This window comes from Priestia sp. LL-8 (assembly GCF_036227845.1).
In the GTDB taxonomy this organism is placed as follows: domain Bacteria; phylum Bacillota; class Bacilli; order Bacillales; family Bacillaceae_H; genus Priestia; species Priestia zanthoxyli.
This window is the reverse complement of sequence record NZ_JAZAQH010000001.1, coordinates 57,458-75,117: the sequence shown is the minus strand read 5'-3', so window position 1 is coordinate 75,117 and position 17,660 is coordinate 57,458. Positions and strand designations below refer to the sequence as shown.

At 37.5% G+C, this 17,660-nt stretch carries 16 protein-coding genes and 2 tRNA genes; 2 read left to right on the top strand and 16 right to left on the bottom strand.

Annotated features, from left to right (window positions below):
- Positions 1–2,478: a stage II sporulation protein E gene (spoIIE, locus tag U9R83_RS00425; protein ID WP_014462049.1), complete on the bottom strand. Its 2,478-nt coding sequence runs from the start codon at positions 2,476–2,478 to the stop codon at positions 1–3.
- Positions 2,479–2,780: 302 nt separating this feature from the next.
- Between spoIIE and U9R83_RS00420 the strand changes: the two genes are divergently transcribed.
- Both U9R83_RS00420 and U9R83_RS00415 read left to right on the top strand, forming a co-directional pair.
- Positions 2,781–2,854: transfer RNA gene (locus tag U9R83_RS00420), tRNA-Met, on the top strand.
- A 10-nt stretch (positions 2,855–2,864) separates the two neighbouring features.
- A tRNA-Glu gene (locus U9R83_RS00415) sits at positions 2,865–2,936 on the top strand.
- A gap of 120 nt (positions 2,937–3,056) precedes the next feature.
- Here U9R83_RS00415 and U9R83_RS00410 read toward each other — a convergent pair.
- The 15 genes from U9R83_RS00410 to spoVG form a co-directional block, all read right to left on the bottom strand.
- On the bottom strand, positions 3,057–3,524 hold the full coding sequence (locus U9R83_RS00410) for a S1 domain-containing RNA-binding protein (RefSeq protein WP_013054879.1): 468 nt from the start codon (positions 3,522–3,524) through the stop codon (positions 3,057–3,059).
- Positions 3,525–3,612: 88 nt separating this feature from the next.
- The gene (locus tag U9R83_RS00405; RefSeq protein ID WP_013054878.1) at positions 3,613–3,984 is read right to left on the bottom strand and encodes an FtsB family cell division protein; all 372 of its coding nucleotides are present in this window, start codon (positions 3,982–3,984) and stop codon (positions 3,613–3,615) included.
- 4 nt (positions 3,985–3,988) lie between these two features.
- Positions 3,989–4,612: a spore cortex biosynthesis protein YabQ gene (yabQ, locus tag U9R83_RS00400; RefSeq protein ID WP_140451908.1), complete on the bottom strand. Its 624-nt coding sequence runs from the start codon at positions 4,610–4,612 to the stop codon at positions 3,989–3,991.
- Positions 4,609–4,914, bottom strand: coding sequence for a sporulation protein YabP (gene yabP / locus U9R83_RS00395; RefSeq protein WP_013054876.1), 306 nt, complete (start codon positions 4,912–4,914; stop codon positions 4,609–4,611). The genes yabQ and yabP overlap by 4 nt, the downstream gene beginning before the upstream one ends.
- Before the next feature lie 99 nt (positions 4,915–5,013).
- Positions 5,014–5,280: an RNA-binding S4 domain-containing protein gene (locus U9R83_RS00390; RefSeq protein WP_013054875.1), complete on the bottom strand. Its 267-nt coding sequence runs from the start codon at positions 5,278–5,280 to the stop codon at positions 5,014–5,016.
- 20 nt (positions 5,281–5,300) lie between these two features.
- On the bottom strand, positions 5,301–6,761 hold the full coding sequence (gene mazG / locus U9R83_RS00385; protein ID WP_014462054.1) for a nucleoside triphosphate pyrophosphohydrolase: 1,461 nt from the start codon (positions 6,759–6,761) through the stop codon (positions 5,301–5,303).
- 12 nt (positions 6,762–6,773) lie between these two features.
- On the bottom strand, positions 6,774–8,378 hold the full coding sequence (locus U9R83_RS00380; RefSeq protein WP_328575047.1) for a putative polysaccharide biosynthesis protein: 1,605 nt from the start codon (positions 8,376–8,378) through the stop codon (positions 6,774–6,776).
- A 229-nt stretch (positions 8,379–8,607) separates the two neighbouring features.
- On the bottom strand, positions 8,608–9,144 hold the full coding sequence (gene spoVT / locus U9R83_RS00375; RefSeq protein ID WP_013054872.1) for a stage V sporulation protein T: 537 nt from the start codon (positions 9,142–9,144) through the stop codon (positions 8,608–8,610).
- Positions 9,145–9,393: 249 nt separating this feature from the next.
- The gene (mfd, locus tag U9R83_RS00370; protein ID WP_014462056.1) at positions 9,394–12,924 is read right to left on the bottom strand and encodes a transcription-repair coupling factor; all 3,531 of its coding nucleotides are present in this window, start codon (positions 12,922–12,924) and stop codon (positions 9,394–9,396) included.
- A gap of 69 nt (positions 12,925–12,993) precedes the next feature.
- Entirely contained in the window at positions 12,994–13,224 is a 231-nt protein-coding gene (locus U9R83_RS00365) for an anti-sigma-F factor Fin family protein (RefSeq protein ID WP_014462057.1), read from the bottom strand.
- A gap of 59 nt (positions 13,225–13,283) precedes the next feature.
- The gene (pth, locus tag U9R83_RS00360; RefSeq protein ID WP_013054868.1) at positions 13,284–13,841 is read right to left on the bottom strand and encodes an aminoacyl-tRNA hydrolase; all 558 of its coding nucleotides are present in this window, start codon (positions 13,839–13,841) and stop codon (positions 13,284–13,286) included.
- A gap of 138 nt (positions 13,842–13,979) precedes the next feature.
- Positions 13,980–14,609 (bottom strand): 50S ribosomal protein L25/general stress protein Ctc, encoded by a 630-nt coding sequence (locus U9R83_RS00355; RefSeq protein WP_014462058.1) that lies wholly within the window; start codon positions 14,607–14,609, stop codon positions 13,980–13,982.
- Positions 14,610–14,795: 186 nt separating this feature from the next.
- The gene (locus U9R83_RS00350; protein ID WP_014462059.1) at positions 14,796–15,749 is read right to left on the bottom strand and encodes a ribose-phosphate diphosphokinase; all 954 of its coding nucleotides are present in this window, start codon (positions 15,747–15,749) and stop codon (positions 14,796–14,798) included.
- Positions 15,750–15,767: 18 nt separating this feature from the next.
- On the bottom strand, positions 15,768–17,147 hold the full coding sequence (gene glmU / locus U9R83_RS00345) for a bifunctional UDP-N-acetylglucosamine diphosphorylase/glucosamine-1-phosphate N-acetyltransferase GlmU (RefSeq protein WP_014462060.1): 1,380 nt from the start codon (positions 17,145–17,147) through the stop codon (positions 15,768–15,770).
- 194 nt (positions 17,148–17,341) lie between these two features.
- Positions 17,342–17,632 (bottom strand): septation regulator SpoVG, encoded by a 291-nt coding sequence (gene spoVG, locus U9R83_RS00340; RefSeq protein WP_013054864.1) that lies wholly within the window; start codon positions 17,630–17,632, stop codon positions 17,342–17,344.
- Between the last annotated feature and the right edge of the window lie 28 nt (positions 17,633–17,660).

The window sequence follows — 17,660 nt, the reverse complement described above, 5'->3', positions numbered from 1 at the left end:
CTATTGTGCTTTTTTACGATAAGCGTAAGAAGGAATCGATGACCATTTCGGGGTATTGTGCTGAAGTTTTGCCACAACTACCGTCATATCATCTTCAATTAAACCTGATTTTGTTCGAATAACTTCTTCCATAATTAAGTCTGCAATTTCTTGTGGATCGTTTGTTTGAAGCTCGCCAATTTTTCGCTTCATCCACATTTCGTAGTTCTCAACGTGTTTTGGTCCTTCAAATACGCCGTCACTCATCATAATTAATAAGTCTTCCGCCTTCATTTGTTCATTCACAACATCCACTTCAAATTCTTCAATAATCCCCATTGGCAAATTGCTTGCCTGTATTTTAATAACCTTATCTCCACGTTTGATGAAGCTCGGTGTAGAACCGATTTTCAAGAAGCTTACATTGGCATCTTGTAAGTCGATCATCGCTAAATCTAACGTAGAAAAGATCTCATCGTTTGTACGTAGCGATAAAATAGAGTTAATCGATTTAATTGCAATTGTCTCTTCTATTCCTGTTTGTAAAATTTGTTTTAACAGCTGAAGCGTTTCGCTGCTTTCATAGTGGGCACGCTCTCCATTCCCCATACCATCGCTAATAGCTAGTGCATACTTACCGGCGTTTAGCTCAATCATGGAGTAGCTGTCACCCGATACAAACCCTCCGCCTTTAGCAGCATGTGCCACGCCTGTATCAACAACGTACGCTTTTGTACAACCAAACGAAACGTGGCAATAGCCTTGAGGATATTTAGCACACTCTTCGTTCTTTACTACAATACTTTCACCTAAAATATCGGTAAGCATTGGCGCAATAATCTTCTCGCATTCTCCTCTTCCGTGACAATATGGCACCCACATTTCAATATCTACATTTCCGGGTTCTAAGCTATAAATTTCAATTTGATTGATTTCCATCCCAAAGTTACGAAGAGCTTCTAAAATCTGTTCTTCTTGTACATTTAAATTTTCGCGCTCTCGCTTAATTTCTTTTGCAAAATTCCCCATAACTTCAGAAACACCGTGAAGCTGTTCTGCTACAATCCTTCTACTTTCTTGAATTTGGGCTTTTAAGTGCTGATTGGCTTTAAAATACGTAAGTTCATGCTCAATCACATCAATGACTTTTTTCGATTTCACACAATGTTTGTCCATTTCTCGAATTAGTCTTGGATTTTGCTCAAGAGTGCCATTATCAACTTCAAGCATAATTTCCTTCATATATTCATAGGTTGTATCAAACTGCTGTGCCCAACATTGTTCTTTTTTAAAACAAAATTGGCACGTCCTTTCGGTAACACTGCTTAAGAAATAATCAACTTCTTTATCCGCGCTTGGCTTTTCATCATAAAATCCATTTTGCGTGAAGCTTTTGGAAAGTGCTTGAAAAACATTTGAGAACTGTTCTACGCGATTCGCTGTTACATCTCGGATCTTGCGCACGTACTGCTGTTGTTCAAGCATGTTTTCAGATGTCCCTGGTACTAGTTTACTTAAGTTTTTCAAAACAAAAGATGGGGTTAATAAAAATAGGACAACGGCCGTCAGTGATTCATACAAATTAGTCGTCAACCCTTGATCTGCCTGAGCATATAGGCCAATTAGCAATGAACCAACAACCAGCCCAAGAGCTGCCCCTAGCTTTTTACCGTCTTTTAAAAGTCCTCCAAGCAAGCCGGAAAAAGCGAGTAAACTCATTTCATACAAACTGGAAACATTCGCGAAGCTTAAAATTAAACCGGTTACGACCCCTACCGTAGCTCCTATCGTAGGGCCAGATACAAACGCAAAAACTAATACTAAGTAACGAGATAATATATGTTCAGCCGAAAGCCCGTAAATCATCCACCCTATTGTCCCCGTCATAACAGATGCCAATAAAATAATAAGAGAGATCACTTCTTCTGTTTTTAATGATTGTTTTCTCTTTCGGTATGAAATTAAAGGCACGCTTTGTAAGAAAATCATTGTTAAGATAAAGCTCAACCCTGCTTCTACTGCTACAAATGTAAAATCATACATGGTGAATTCCTTGGTAAACACATAAAAAATAGTTAGTTTTGTAAGTAACATCGCGCTAAATACAGTGAACGGCAGCTTCTTTAACGGATCCATTGTCAGTATGCCGCTAAATCGATGAATTAGTAAGAAAACAAATAGTGTAGCAAATACGGTACCTCCATTTTGAATGGAAACACTAAATGCCCCTGCCAATACGGCTAAACTTGCTAATGGTGCTTTTTCTTTTTTTATAGCCATTACAGCTGCAAAGAATGGCAAAGCAAATGGCATGATTTTCATTAAAATTAACGCTCGTCCTAATAAGAAACCTACGACTAGCAGCAACAATCCCCACTGAAATAACACCTTTTCCGTTTTCATACCCGCCTTTGTAAATACACGGGACATTTCTAATCTAGTTCGGTTAAATACCGCCTCTGTTGTTGGACTTGCAAAATCTCTTTCCGTCTTTTGCATTCTCCCACCACCCGCTAATTATACTTATTCGTTATTATATCGCGGCGAAAGGTGAAATTTTGTCAAACGGACTAGCAAAATACCTATAATCGTTCGACTATTTTCTAGTATTATATTGAAAACTATACAAAAAGATGTACAATCTTACATAGCAATTTAAAAAATATCAGAGATACTGTTAAAGCCTATGCTCATCATTCTTTTTTAAAAGCAAATAAAAGTCTATAAAAATAATAAAAAAGTTATTGACAATACCCCTGCTTTTTTATATTATTATAAATGTCTTTTAGAGCACGTATAATGGCGGTGTAGCTCAGCTGGCTAGAGCGTACGGTTCATACCCGTGAGGTCGGGGGTTCGATCCCCTCCGCCGCTACTCGAATAACGGCCCGTTGGTCAAGCGGTTAAGACACCGCCCTTTCACGGCGGTAACACGGGTTCGAATCCCGTACGGGTCATCAAAAAGCATGTACAACAGTACATGCTTTTTTTCTACTCTTTTTTACATATAAAAAAAGCACCTTTTAGATAAAAGGTACTTTCCAAAAACTCGCTATCTATTTGATATAAGCAGCAAGTTAACCGCGTTTTGCACCGCGTCCACCGCGTTTTGATTCGGTATGGCGTTTTAGGGAAGATAAACGTTCTTCACTGTCTTTTAAGAAACGATTCATTTTTTGTTCGAATGTTTCTTTTGTACGGAAATCATTACCGCCACCACGATTGTTATTACGTTGTGGGCGTGAATCACGTGGACGGTCTGAGCGTGGCGCTCTTGCAGGACGCTCTGGTCTTTCTGGACGTTCTGGTTTGTCTACCGCTTTCTTAATTGAAAGACCAATTTTACCATCTTTCTCAACGTTAATTACTTTGACTTCAACTTCGTCGCCCACTTTTAAATGGTCGTTAATGTCCTTTACGTAATTATCAGCTACTTCACTGATATGAACCAAGCCTGTTGAACCTCCTGGTAACTCAACAAAAGCTCCAAAGTTCGTAATACCTGTTACCTTTCCCTGTAACTTGCTGCCTACTTCGATTGACATAAAAAAAATGCTCCTCCTTAAATGATAAAAGAAATCAATTTATTATATTATACAAAAAGCAAAAATACACTGTCAACGAACCATACGTTTAGTCTTTTTTTACATTAAAGATAATTTCCCCGTCTTCTGATAAAAAATAATCTCTGCGGGCAATCTTTTTAATATAATCATCGTCATTTAACTTGACGATTTCACCTTTTAACTGCTTTTGCTTGCTTTGTAATTTTGTCAGCTGCTGTTCTAATTTCACCTTCTCAGCTTTTTTGTTCTCAATAGCTGAGGTTTGCGTAATTAAAGCTGATACCATCAATCCACCAATGATTAAGGCCAACACTCCGAAAACAGTCAAACGCCTAATTAAACCGATACGCTTTCGATCTGTATTTTGTTTAATTTGCTCTTGTTTATGGCTATAATCAGTATTTAACTTCGCGACCTTTTTTTTTCGTACCGCACTCATTGAATTAGTCGTCCCCCTTGTTTTTTAAAGTGTTCACCCATGCAACGATTCTCATTATCATATTCTTTGCACGATTGTAAATTCCTTCTATATACCGAAAACCCATATGTAAAAATCGTTTTACAGGTTTAGGCATCATTCTCCAAAATACGAAAAGAACCCACCTGGTCGGTACGTAAATAAGCTTTAGACAGAATACGAGCAGCTTATGAACGGCTCGGTAGATTCCTAAAGCGACTACAAGTAGAATATGAATAAAGAAGCGGATAGGCTTGACCAAAAAAATATTACTAAGCGTTAAAACACCTCGATATAAACTTAATACGCTCGAGACAGTAAATGTTAATACTTTTAAATACAGTGATTGAAATAAGCTTTGATACGCGGCAAAACCGCAAAACAAAGCAAGAAACGCATACAAACGCAGTTCTCCTTCATTCACTAAAAACAACACATAAAAAATGAGAAGAGCTTGCACCATCCAAAACAATACGTCATTCACAAATACAAACCATGAGCGTGATTTAGAGCGATTAACAAAGTAACGATAAGTATCGAGAGAAGCACCTAAACCGCTTCCCATCGATACCATCGCAAGCATTGTATAGAGCTGAATGTTTAAACTCATCGAAACAACTTACTAAAGAATCCTTTAGCCTTCTCCGATTGGTTCTCATCTAAGTAAACTATATCAAAGATTTTTCCTTTTATCGATACAATTCCTTGATCAACGTCTAAATTTTTCATTTGCAGATTTTGCCCTCTAACTGACAAGAAACCCATCACTGTTTCAAGTAAAAATTCCTCATTGTCAAAGCTCTCTACCTGCTTCACACCCGTGATATCTAAGAGACGCCGACCCTTCATCACTAAATCATGATTTGGAGTATGGTCTTTGTTTGAATTGCTTGTTTCGTAAAATTGGCTCATATCTTCATCCCCACCTCATTCATTAAGAGCATTCGCTCTTGTTATCTGTTGTTTAAAACATATGAATGAGAAAGGTGATTTAGAACAAGCCTTCATCAGTTATACTTCAGATGAAATACGCTCTTCTTTGACAATTGAGTACAAATTAGCTGCTTCTTCTTTTTTAGCTGCTTCTTGAAGAGCCTCTATTTTAACGGTAATTTTCTTCGTGCCAAATGTGATCGCTAATTCATCTCCTACTTTCACATTTGTGCTTGCTTTTGCAACGATACCATTAATAGTAATACGGCCCTTGTCTGATACTTCTTTTGCTAATGTACGGCGCTTAATTAAACGTGATACTTTTAAAAATTTATCTAACCTCATAATTCCCTCACCTTTCTGTTTTACAAACCTGTTTTTTTGGCTTCTTCCCAAAATTCGTCTAACTCTTCTAACGAAAAAGATTCAAATGGTTTTTCAGAAGCTCTCACTTTTTCTTCAATATATTGAAATCGATTTAAAAATTTTGTATTCGTTTTAGCTAATGCAGCTTCAGAGTCAATTTTATAAAATCTTGCAATATTCACTAAAGCAAATAAAATATCTCCAAATTCATCGCTCATTTTTTCTTTATCAGCATGCTGTACTTCCTCTTGGAATTCAGCAAGTTCTTCCTGTACTTTTTCCCACATAGGTTCAACTTCTGACCAATCGAAACCAACTTTTGCAGCTTGTTTTTGGTATCCATGCGCTTTCATTAAAGAAGGCATAGCCTCAGGTACAGAAGCTAACAGAGACGAAGGTTCCTCTCCTTTTTCTTCTTTTTTGATTTCATCCCAATTCTTTAAGACCTCATCTGCATCATTCACGCTCACGTCCCCAAACACATGCGGATGGCGTCTTACCATTTTCTCTGAAACACTGCGAATGACATCATCAATTGAAAACATTCCTTCATCTTCACCGATTTGTGCATGAAGCAATACTTGCAGCAATACATCACCGAGCTCTTCAATCATATTATCGTCATCTTGACGGTCAATTGCATCTAATAACTCATAAGACTCTTCTAGCAAATAGCGCTTGAGCGATTCATGCGTTTGTTTTTGATCCCAAGGACATCCGTTTGGCCCTCTAAGCGTGGCAATAATCCTTCTGAATGCGTCAAATTGATGATATAAAATTGTTTCGTCTGCTACTGGAGGGACATAAATAGTCGTTAAGTTATTGAGCGACATTTCTCTATCCAATTCATACAGCTTGACCGGCTGGATTTTTTCTTCACTGCTTCCCGCTGCTGTTACAATGTAAACGAGGTAATCATCAGGAACATGTTCCATCAGCGTGAGCTTTACCTCTGAGGCAACGAACTGATCGTATACTTGAGCAATTAGAACATGACCTGTTAACTCTATTTCGCTTCGCTTTAAGTCTGTTCCGTCTAGCAGCTGAAACCCTTCAATAGGATCGATCTTTAGCGCACCAAAAATTGGGTCTAAGAAGCTTTGTCCTCCTTTAATTTCAACAGGAATGCCTCGTTCTTTTCCTTTTTGTAAAAGTAATTGAACTGTACGTTCTGCCACTAAAGGGTGCCCGGGAACGGCATACACCACTTCTTCTATTGAAGCTTTATCGATTAAATCATTTGATATATGTTCATATACCTCTTCAAATGCATCATACGATTCGTATATGTCATCATAGGATACATACGTCAAGCCTTCACTTTCTAATTCTTTGATTACAGGATGTTCTTTTGTGCGCATATAAATATGCTTCTCCTGCTGTAGCAAGCGATAAATACCTACAGGTAGCTGTTCTAAGTCGCCTGCTCCTAAACCAATAACTGTTACTTTACCTGTCATTGCTTCACCTTCTTATTTATTTTTTAATACGTATTTAGCTAAAACACTTCCCATTGGAAGTAAACGTAATTCCTCTTTGGTAAAAATATGTTGTTTCATAATGATAAACAAATAAAACAAACCGCCTATTAAAACACCAGCTCCTGTTTCAACCACTTGTTTGCTTGTATCTAAACCATTAGACCATACAAAGTGATGTAAACAAAATAAATAGCTTTGCAAAAGAACGACCATTGCTATGCCCGTTATAAAAATACCGCCACTCGCCTTTTTCGGAACAAGAGGTACAGCAAGCTTTTTATATAGACAAAATAGATTGATTGCTGCAACGATAGCGAATCCAGCTGAGGAAGCAATGGCTGCTCCTATAGTTTGAAAATCTGGTATTAGCCAAAGGTTCAATATCAGTTTGACTGCCATGCCAGCGATAACGGCTATCACAGGCGCGAAAACAGCTCCCATCCCCTGCAGCACAGCTCCAGCAGTTGCTGCTACGGTTGTAAATATAACTAACAAGCTCAAAATTTGTAAAACGTCCGTTCCGTCGGAGTTACTATATAAAAGCATATTAATGGGTTTCATCAGCGCAATCAAGCCAAAGGCTGCTCCAACTCCGACTACAAGCGATAGTCGGAGAGACAGCTGAACTTTTTCAACCACAAATGACAGGTTCTTTTTCGCGATGGCTGAAGAAATAACGGGTACAAGCGAAAGTGAAAAAGCTGTACCTACTACTGTACCTAATTGAATCAACGGAAGTCCACGGTCATAAATACCTTTTGAAACTTTTGCTGCCTGTTCAGCCATGCCGTGCGCCGTCAGACTAGAATATAAAGTAAAGGAGTCAATAAGCTGGATAAACAGCAGACCCATACCGCTAATACAAATTAATAAGCCTTGAATAACAAGGATTTTAAATATTTTCTTGATGTCTGCTTTTTTTATGCGTTGAAATACTCCCTTAGAATTCGTTTTTGTTCTAAAAACAAATAAAAATAAAATAATAAGGGATGTTATACCACCTGTTATAGAACCAAAAATAGCTCCCGCCCCTGCAGTATATAAATCATACCCATGTTGGATCAAGAAAATAGACAGGCACAAAATAGTCCCTACTCGTACAACTTGTTCTGCAATTTGAGACAGCGCTGTAGGAAACATATTATGTAGTCCTTGATAATAACCACGAATAACAGCAATAAACGGAATAAGTAAAAAGGAAAATGAAATAATTTGAATGAGAACCGTTAACTTACGATCTCCCATCCACTCGGCAATCGTTTCTGCGAAAATATATTCAAACGCAAATATCGTGCAGCCTACTACAAACAAAAAAGCAAACGAAACTTGAAGTATTCCTCGGATTTCCTTTCTCCGATTTGTTACCGCATACTCAGCTACTAACTTTGAAATAATTACAGGGAAACCATATGTACCTAGCTGTAGCGCAATTCCATATAGCGGATAAACTTGCTGATAGATATAAAAACCTATATCTCCCGCAATATGGTGATATGGAATACGGTAAGTAGCACTTAAGATTTTCGTAAATAAACCTGCGAGCGTTAAAATGATAGCACCGTTAAAAATAGAATAGAGCTTTGATTGTTTCTGCATTCCTACACCTTTCACCTGCAGCTTGTAATTATGTGAACAACTCTTTTTATTAGACGCTAACCGCAATAGAATAGAGCTTTGTTCTTATAAAACATCCTGCACTTTCCAATAAATAAAATACCGTACCATTATATCATGTTCTCTTTATTTCTAAGGTAAGACAGCATGAAAAAAGGCAGCAGAAACTGCTACCTTTTCAGTAAATAATGTAAAATAAAGATAATTACGCTTACTGCTCCATTTGACGAGATAAGAAGCTAGCTGCCGTTTCGGCTGCTTTATGCTCTACTTCACCAAGAGACTTATCTTTCGAGAAAATGACAACGGCTCCAATCGGATCTCCATTTGCAATAATCGGACCGATTGTGTAAGAAGAAATATTTTCTTCGTATCCATCGACAAATTCAAGGTTTTTCCCATCAGTTACTAAAGAAGAACTGCGGCTTTCCATAACAGATTCTACTAACGAACTAATGTTTTTATTTAAGTATTCTTTTTTAGAACTTCCTGCTACCGCAATAAATACATCGCGGTCACAAATAAGTACAGGATGACCTAAGCTATCGTATAGCGCTTCGCCATACTCTTTTGCAAAGTCTCCCAATTCACTAATTGGCGAATATTTCTTTAAAATAACCTCTCCATCGCGATCGACGAAAATCTCTAGCGGATCTCCCTCTCGGATGCGAAGCGTTCTTCTAATTTCTTTTGGAATCACAACGCGACCCAAATCATCAATACGACGAACAATACCTGTTGCTTTCATTCATTGAAGCCTCTCTTTCATATGATGATTAAAATAGTTGGTGAATATCACTGATGGCTATATGATAAAAGGTTCACCTTTGTTGAGGTTAGTATTCTTCACTCTACAACTTCTATTCACCAACCATCTCTTTTTTTGTTAAAAAGTGTGCTTTTATTAAAAAAATGTCCAAAAAACCGCCAAAACATGGGGATTTGGATATTTTTATTTTGACTATACAAAAAGAAGGCTCAAAAATGAGCCTTCTTTTTAATTTGTAACTTGTTCTTTTTTAACAGTGGCTACTCCTTTTACTAACTGATACACAATATTGAGCCATTCTTTTTGAGCAAGTCCTTTTACATTAACCACTAATTTTACTTTCTTGCCTTCCATACCTAAGCTGACCATTCTGCCAAATTGATCACCTAGCATGAATAATTTTTGACCGTCTATCGTTGAGCTCGCTTCTTCAGACAGCAGAATAGAAATTTCTTGTTTTGACTGAAGAATAGATTCTACTAAGTTCTGCGTTGCATATACTTTTGTTTCAGCTACTTTAAACAAATACTCAACCTCAGCCGGATACTCTCCAAAACGATCAATCATTTCATCCTGCAACTCTTGAATATCCTCTAGTGCTTCAATTCCTCTAAAGCGCTTATACATCTCAATTTTCAAGCGGCCGTCTGTAATGTACTGATCAGGGATATACGCGTCTAAGTCCAGATTCATTTCCACATTAAATTTCACACTTTCTCCGTCAGACCCGCGTCTTTCCTCTATCGCTTCTTTAAGCATTTGTGAATAGAGATCGAAACCGACAGAATCGATAAATCCATGCTGCTGAGCACCCAGTAAGTTTCCGGCGCCACGTATTGAAAGATCACGCATAGCAATTTTAAAACCAGAACCTAATTCAGTGAATTCTTTAATAGCTTGCAGACGCTTTTCAGCTACTTCTGTCAGTACTTTGTCTTTATGATACGTAAAGTACGCATATGCCACGCGATTTGAACGACCTACGCGCCCTCTTAATTGATACAGTTGTGATAATCCCATCTTATCAGCATTATTGACAATGAGCGTATTTACATTTGGAATATCTACTCCTGTTTCGATAATGGTTGTACTCACAATCACGTCATATTCGCCTTCTAAAAAGCTTAAGATAACCGCTTCGAGTTCTGTTTCATTCATTTTTCCGTGGGCATACGTTACCCTGGCATCAGGCACGAGCATCGAAATTTCTTCTGCTTTTCGTTCAATATCTTCTACGCGATTATATAAAAAGTAAACTTGGCCATCACGCGCTAACTCACGCTCAATCGCTTCACGAACCAGAACCGGGTTATACTCTACTACATATGTTTGAACCGGAAAACGATTTTCAGGCGGCGTTTCAATAACAGACAAATCCCTTACGCCCAACATGGACATATGTAATGTTCGTGGAATAGGTGTTGCTGTAAGTGTAAGGACATCAACGTTTGCTTTCATTTGCTTAATTTTTTCCTTGTGCGTTACACCAAAACGCTGCTCTTCATCGATAACTAACAACCCTAAATCTTTATAAATTACGTCTTTAGATAGTAAACGATGTGTACCAATCACTACATCTACGGTCCCATTTTTTAGCCCTTTAATTGTTTCTTGCTGCTGTTTACGGCTGCGAAAGCGACTCAATAGCCCTATATTGATTGGATAGTCTTGAAAACGCTCACGGATGGTTTCATAATGCTGCTGAGCTAAAATAGTGGTTGGCACTAAAATAGCCACTTGTTTTCCATCTGTCACAGCTTTAAACGCAGCACGAATGGCTACTTCCGTTTTTCCGTATCCAACGTCTCCACAAAGCAGACGATCCATTGGCCTTTCATGTTCCATATCCTTTTTAATTTCTTGTACAGAACGAAGCTGATCTTCGGTTTCTTGATAAGGGAAAGCTGTTTCAAATTCCCTCTGTAAATCGCCATCCGGGGAAAATGCATAACCTTTACTTGCTTCACGCTCTGCATACAGTTTAATTAAGTCATCAGCGATGTCTTGAACAGAAGACTCAACTTTTCGTTTCACTTTCTTCCAGTCATTTCCGCCAAGTTTATATACTTTTGGCTCTTTCCCTTCAGAGCCTACATATTTTTGTACTTGATCAATCTGTTCAACAGGAACATACAGCTTGTCAGAGCCTTCATATTTGATATGGATATAATCTTTATGATTACCGTTAATCTCTAACGTTTCCATTCCTAAATAACGGCCAATACCGTGGTTCACGTGAACGACATAGTCACCTACGTTTAACTCTGAATAACTTTTAATACGCTCTGCATTGGAAAGCTTTTGACGACGCTTTGATTTCTTTACCCGTTTTTTAAACAATTCTTCCTCAGTTAAAACGGCTAATTTTTGCATTGGCAGTTCAAAGCCCATTTGTAAATCGCCTTCAATAATTTGAACAAGACCTGGCACAAGCTGACCATTTCCATCTAAAATAGATGAGTCAATATCATAATCTGCTAGCACACTTTCAAGTTTTTTTACGCGCTCTTTATCTGCTCCTAAGAGGACTACCGTATAATTAGCATTTTTCCAACGTTCAATTTCACTTTTTAATAAGTTCATTTGGCCGTAAAACTGCTGCATCTGCTTACATGAAATATTAATAATATTTTGCGGACTCGTATACGATACGTGCTTCAAAAATAACGATAAGTATAAAAACTGATGTTTTGCTCGCTGAATAAGAGATGGGAGCTTGTGAGATAATTGAACGTCCCGAACAATTTGTCCCTGTCCTAATAATTCTGTTATCCATTCAGCTTCCTCTGTTTCAAGCTGATCAGACGTTTCTTGAATTCGAGTTGTCTCATCAAAGATGACAAGGCCGCCTTCTGGTAAATAATCTAGTAAACTAGCAGGCGATTCGTAGAAGAATGATAAATACTTGAACATATTTTCAAGAAGCTGACCTTGACGCAGCTGTTCAATTTCACCTTTAATATTTTCTGTTAAGGTAGCTTTTAGCGCTGCGTTTTTTACTTGTTGAAGCGTCGAAGCCAGCTGTGCTTCTAGCTCTTCGATTCCTTTAGCCACTTCATTTTGTTTCACAATGATTTCCGTAGCAGGGCCGATTGAAATTTCTTTTAACTGCTCTTGAGAGCGTTGATCCTCGATTGTAAAAGTACGAATCGAATCAATCTCTGTATCAAATAGTTCAATTCGGACAGGTAGCTCTTCTGTTAACGGATAAATGTCAATGATTCCTCCGCGCACACTAAACTCACCCGGAGCTGAAACCATCGATGCCCGCTCATAACCCAACTCAACTAACCTTTTTAAATAATGATCAACGTCGATGTCAATTCCCATTTGAAACGGCAGCTGCGTTTGCTCCCATCTTGCTTTAGGAGGCAGCAGCTTTCGAATTCCTGCAAGTGGTGTTACAACTACTCCACCTGTATGTTGACTCCAATAATTGAGTACTTCAATTCGCTGAGCCTTTAATTCTGGACTTGCAATCCCCACTTCTGTAGCAACTAAATCGTTAACAGGGTATAAGAAAACGTCTTTTTCCGGTAAAAGATGCAAAAGGTCTTCATACACTTTTTGAGCTTGATATAAATTATGAGTCACTACTAATAAGGGGTATTTTTTATCCTCATTTAAGAGTGCCATTAATACAGATCGAGCTGAACCGGAAATTCCCGTTACTAACTGTTCTTTCAAACCTTCTTCTAAACTGCTGACAACAGCTCCAATTTCTTTATTTTCTTCAAATTGCTGTCTAATCCCTCGCAAAGGAATTCCCTCCTCCCATGATATGTCTAAACTAAACAGAAAAACGCTTTGGTTTGAGACCAAAGCTTTTTATTGTATAAATGTTTCGTACTGATGATAGTCTGGATTTCGTTCTAGCGCTTCTTGACAGTCTTCACAAATAATTTTAACCACGATATCTCCACTATTATGGTAGTGAATAAAGTCTTTTCGTTCATCTGCGGTCAGGTGATTAAAACCGAGTGCTTCTGTATTGTGAGCTGTCTTTTCTATCATACCGACTTTTGAGCCACAATGTCTACAGAAATAATGAATAGACATACAAATCCTCCCAAATCTTTTAGTGTTAGTATGGACGATTGAGAGAAATTTTATTCTACTTAATTATAGCGATTCATTACTTCTAAGAACGTTTTACCTAAAAAGTCTTCACTCGCGTGTACAGACGTTTTCATCGCTTCTTCCATATGAACCATTTCATCTTCTGTAAAGCGCCCTAGTACATAATCAACTACTTTCATACCGTTTTTCGGACGATCAATTCCAATACGAATTCGATTAAACTCTTGGGTTTTTAAATGCTGAATAATTGATTTTATTCCGTTATGGCCGCCTGGACTTCCTTTTGTACGCAATCTTACTTTTCCGCACGGTAAATCTAAGTCATCGTAAATAACAAGCAAGTCTTCGACGTCTATATCAAAATAGTCCATTAACGGGCGAATACTTTCTCCTGATAAATTCATATATGTTAGAGGCTTTAATAATATGACTTTTTCTCCTTTTATTATACCTGTTCCATATATTCCGTTAAACTTTGTTTTATCTAATGAAATCATAAACTGTTCAGCAATTTTATCAATTGCCATAAATCCTATGTTATGACGAGTACGGTCATATTCTTTTCCAGGATTTCCTAAACCAACGATTAATTTCAAAATAGATACTCCTTTCCACTCTATATAAGTTGTACATAATAGGTAAATGTCTTTAATATTTTACATTACTATATAGTATCACTTTTATTATAATCAATTCACACAAAAAGACGTAACCTTTTGGTTACGTCTTTTATATTATTCTTCGCTATCTTTTTCTTTTGTTGCTTCAACATCGCCTTCAGCATCCTGAACTTCGCCGCTGTCTGGCTCTTCTTCCTGTTGAGGAGGTAGTACAGAAGCAACTGTATCTTCTGCATCATGCGTAATTTCTAGCTTTTTATCTACCTTAATATCCGCTACGGTGATTGTATCATTAATTCCTAAGTCTGATACATCTACATCAATAGATGATGGGATATCTTGCGGTAAACCTTTTAATGAAATCTCATATAGAGACTGTTGTAATACGCCGCCTTCTTTTGTTCCTTTTGCTTCTCCTACTAGAGATAAAGAAACTTCAGTATCAATTTCTTTCTTCATGTCGACCACTTGGAAATCGGCGTGGACAATTTCGTTTTTTAATGGATCTGTTTGAATATCATGTAACATTACAGAATATTTTTGCTTATCCACTTGTAATGTTAACACTCCATTGCGTCCTGCTTCACGAATAGTCTTAATAAAATCAGCACTGTTTAAGTAAATAGGTGTGGATTCTGTTTTATTTCCGTAAACAACCGCTGGGAAGTTTCCTTCGTCGCGAATTTTTCTATTTGTAGAATTTTTGAAATCCGTTCTTTTATTTGCTTGAATTGAAATACTCATTTTATTCACCTTCCAGTATGTTTTCTACTTAAAATGTACCCTTTTTAGAAGGCTGCTAAACATAAAACTCGTTTCAATCAGCAATATTTCTTTGCTCACCCCGTCCAAATCCCTTTAAAATCAAGGATTAGCACATTTAATTTTTTTCAAAAAAACCTCTTTCCAAATGGAAAGAGGTTCTGTTTATCAATCAAATAACGTACTAACTGATTGCTCTTCGTGAACACGAATAATCGCTTCACCAATTAACGGAGCTACTGAAAGTTCTGTTACTTTACCAATTTTCTTATCTTCTGTTAAAGCAATAGAGTTTGTTACAGCTAGCTCTTTGATTGTAGAGTTTTGAATACGCTCAATCGCAGGGCCTGAAAGCACTGGGTGTGTACAACAAGCATATACTTCTTTTGCACCTGCTTCAATTAATGCACTTGCACCAATTGTAATTGTACCAGCTGTATCAATCATGTCATCAATCAAGATTGCTGTTTTTCCTTCCACTTGTCCAACAATGTTCATAACTTCTGCTACGTTTGGACGTGGGCGACGTTTGTCAATGATAGCGATCGGCGCTTTTAGACGTTCCGCTAAACGGCGAGCACGCGTTACGCCACCGTGGTCCGGAGATACAACAACAACGTCATCAAGGTTTTTACTCTTAAAGTATTCACCTAAAATTGGAACACCTACTAAATGGTCAATTGGAATATCGAAGAAACCTTGAATTTGAGGAGCATGTAAATCTAATGTGATAATACGAGTAGCTCCCGCTTTTTCAATGATATTTGCTGCTAATTTGGCAGTGATTGGTTCACGTGCACGAGCTTTACGATCCTGACGAGCATAGCCATAGTAAGGCATAACGATGTTAATTGTTTTAGCTGATGCACGTTTTAATGCATCAATCATAATTAATAATTCCATTAAGTGTTCGTTAACTGGAGCACTTGTTGATTGAATGATAAATACATCACAACCACGGATACTTTCTTCAATGTTAATTTGAATTTCTCCGTCACTGAAACGATCAACCGAACATTTACCTAATTCCACACCAATTACTTTTGCGATCTCTTCAGCTAAAGCCTTGTTTGAATTTAGCGTAAATAACTTTAAATTTTCATCAGCATATACATTTGACATTTTATTGTGAAACCTCCGTCAGGATTTTTTATTAATATCAAGCTTTTCAGCATAGTTTTCTTTATTTACTTGTTTCGCACGAGCAATTGATAATGCTTTTCCTGGCACATCATCCGTTACGGTTGAACCAGCTGCAACATAGGCGCCTTCACCAATTGTTACAGGTGCAATTAAGTTTGAGTTACATCCTACGAATGCCCCATCTTCAATCTTTGTTAAAAATTTATTTTTCCCATCGTAGTTAACTGTAATAGATCCGCACCCTAAGTTTACACCTTTTCCGACCTCTGCGTCTCCAATATAACTTAAATGAGAAGCTTTGCTACCTTTGCCAAAAGATGCTTTTTTAATTTCTACAAAGTTTCCTACGCGCACTTCATCTCCAATTAATGATTGAGGACGAATATGTGCAAATGGGCCAATTGTGACTTCGTGACCAATTTCACTATCGTGAGCAACAGAATGGCGAATAGAAGTATTATTACCTATTTTGCAGTCTTTAATTTCACTGTTAGGTCCTACTTCACAATTCTCTCCAATTACAACTGTTCCTTGAATAACCGTACCAGGATAAATAACCGTATCTCTGCCAATGACAGCATCTGCTGAAATGTACGTGTTAGAAGGATCCACAATCGTCACTCCATTTAACATATGCTGCTTGTTGATGCGCTTCTTCATTGTCTCTTCTGCTTGAGACAGAGCAAATCGATCATTAACGCCCAATGTTTCAGCAAAATCGGATGTTTGATATGCAGAAATAATTTGACCTTCATTTTTTAGAATTTCGATAACATCAGGTAAATAATACTCTCCCTGTACATTATCATTTGAAACTTTTGAAAGTGTCTCAAATAATTTCTCATTATCAAAACAATACGTACCAGTATTAATCTCCTGTACAAGACGCTCTTGTTCCGTGGCATCTTTATGCTCAACAATCTTTTCAACAGACCCTTGTTCATTTCGAATGATGCGTCCATATCCTGTTGGATCTTCTGCATGAGCTGTTAAAATAGTTGCCATTGCATTTGTTGCTTCATGATGCTTTAATAAAGATTCAATTGTTTCAGCTGTAATAAGCGGAGTATCTCCACATACAACAATTGTCGTACCTTTTTCATGTGCAAGTAAAGATTCTGCTTGCATTACTGCATGAGCTGTTCCTAACTGCTCTTCTTGTAAAGCAAATAAGCTTTTATCTCCAACATGTGATTTCACTTTTTCGGCACCGTGACCTACAACTGTAATTAAATTTGTTAAATCCAAACGTGATAACTGATCAATTACGTGTTGCACCATCGGTTTGCCACACACAGGGTGTAACACTTTATATAAAGATGACTTCATACGTGTACCCTGACCAGCTGCCAATATGACTGCATATCTTTTTGACATAACAGGCCTCCAATTTTACCTTTTTATCCATTAAGAATATTATATCAAAAATGACAGCATTTCAAGGAATCATTTATAAGTCATGAATTTTATTTTTTGGTAATGCTAAAGTTTTACAAAGGTGTGAAATTATATAAGTGGTAATCAAAAAGAAAAGAGCCTACTTTTCAGTAGACTCTTAATGTATCATATGTTTACGAAGCACCCGCTTCTTCGAATTCAACTTCTACCTCACCTAAACGATGATATTCTGCTAAAACAGCATCTTGAATCTTTCCGCGAGTATTTGAATTGATTGGATGTGCAATATCACGGAACTCACCATCCGGTGTACGTTTACTTGGCATGGCTACAAATAAGCCATTATTACCATCAATCACACGAATATCATGAACAACAAATTCACCATCTAATGTGATTGAAGCAATCGCTCTCATACGTCCTTCAGTGTTCACGCGGCGTAATCTTACGTCAGTTACTTCCATCTTGTTCACCACCTTTTTCTATGCGAAG

Bases quoted from the DNA above. Each gene is read 5' to 3' on its own strand.
- U9R83_RS00380 (WP_328575047.1), bottom strand. From the start codon at position 8,378: ATGCAGAAACAATCAAAGCTCTATTCTATTTTTAACGGTGCTATCATT.
- yabQ (WP_140451908.1), bottom strand. From the start codon at position 4,612: ATGAGTTTAAACATTCAGCTCTATACAATGCTTGCGATGGTATCGATG.
- U9R83_RS00410 (WP_013054879.1), bottom strand. From the start codon at position 3,524: ATGTCAATCGAAGTAGGCAGCAAGTTACAGGGAAAGGTAACAGGTATT.
- U9R83_RS00405 (WP_013054878.1), bottom strand. From the start codon at position 3,984: ATGAGTGCGGTACGAAAAAAAAAGGTCGCGAAGTTAAATACTGATTAT.
- U9R83_RS00365 (WP_014462057.1), bottom strand. From the start codon at position 13,224: ATGTCTATTCATTATTTCTGTAGACATTGTGGCTCAAAAGTCGGTATG.
- spoVT (WP_013054872.1), bottom strand. From the start codon at position 9,144: ATGAAAGCAACAGGTATTGTTCGTCGTATTGATGATTTGGGTCGCGTT.
- mazG (WP_014462054.1), bottom strand. From the start codon at position 6,761: ATGACAGGTAAAGTAACAGTTATTGGTTTAGGAGCAGGCGACTTAGAA.
- U9R83_RS00355 (WP_014462058.1), bottom strand. From the start codon at position 14,609: ATGAGTATTTCAATTCAAGCAAATAAAAGAACGGATTTCAAAAATTCT.
- yabP (WP_013054876.1), bottom strand. From the start codon at position 4,914: ATGAGCCAATTTTACGAAACAAGCAATTCAAACAAAGACCATACTCCA.
- spoIIE (WP_014462049.1), bottom strand. From the start codon at position 2,478: ATGCAAAAGACGGAAAGAGATTTTGCAAGTCCAACAACAGAGGCGGTA.
- U9R83_RS00350 (WP_014462059.1), bottom strand. From the start codon at position 15,749: ATGTCAAATGTATATGCTGATGAAAATTTAAAGTTATTTACGCTAAAT.
- spoVG (WP_013054864.1), bottom strand. From the start codon at position 17,632: ATGGAAGTAACTGACGTAAGATTACGCCGCGTGAACACTGAAGGACGT.
- U9R83_RS00390 (WP_013054875.1), bottom strand. From the start codon at position 5,280: ATGAGGTTAGATAAATTTTTAAAAGTATCACGTTTAATTAAGCGCCGT.
- glmU (WP_014462060.1), bottom strand. From the start codon at position 17,147: ATGTCAAAAAGATATGCAGTCATATTGGCAGCTGGTCAGGGTACACGT.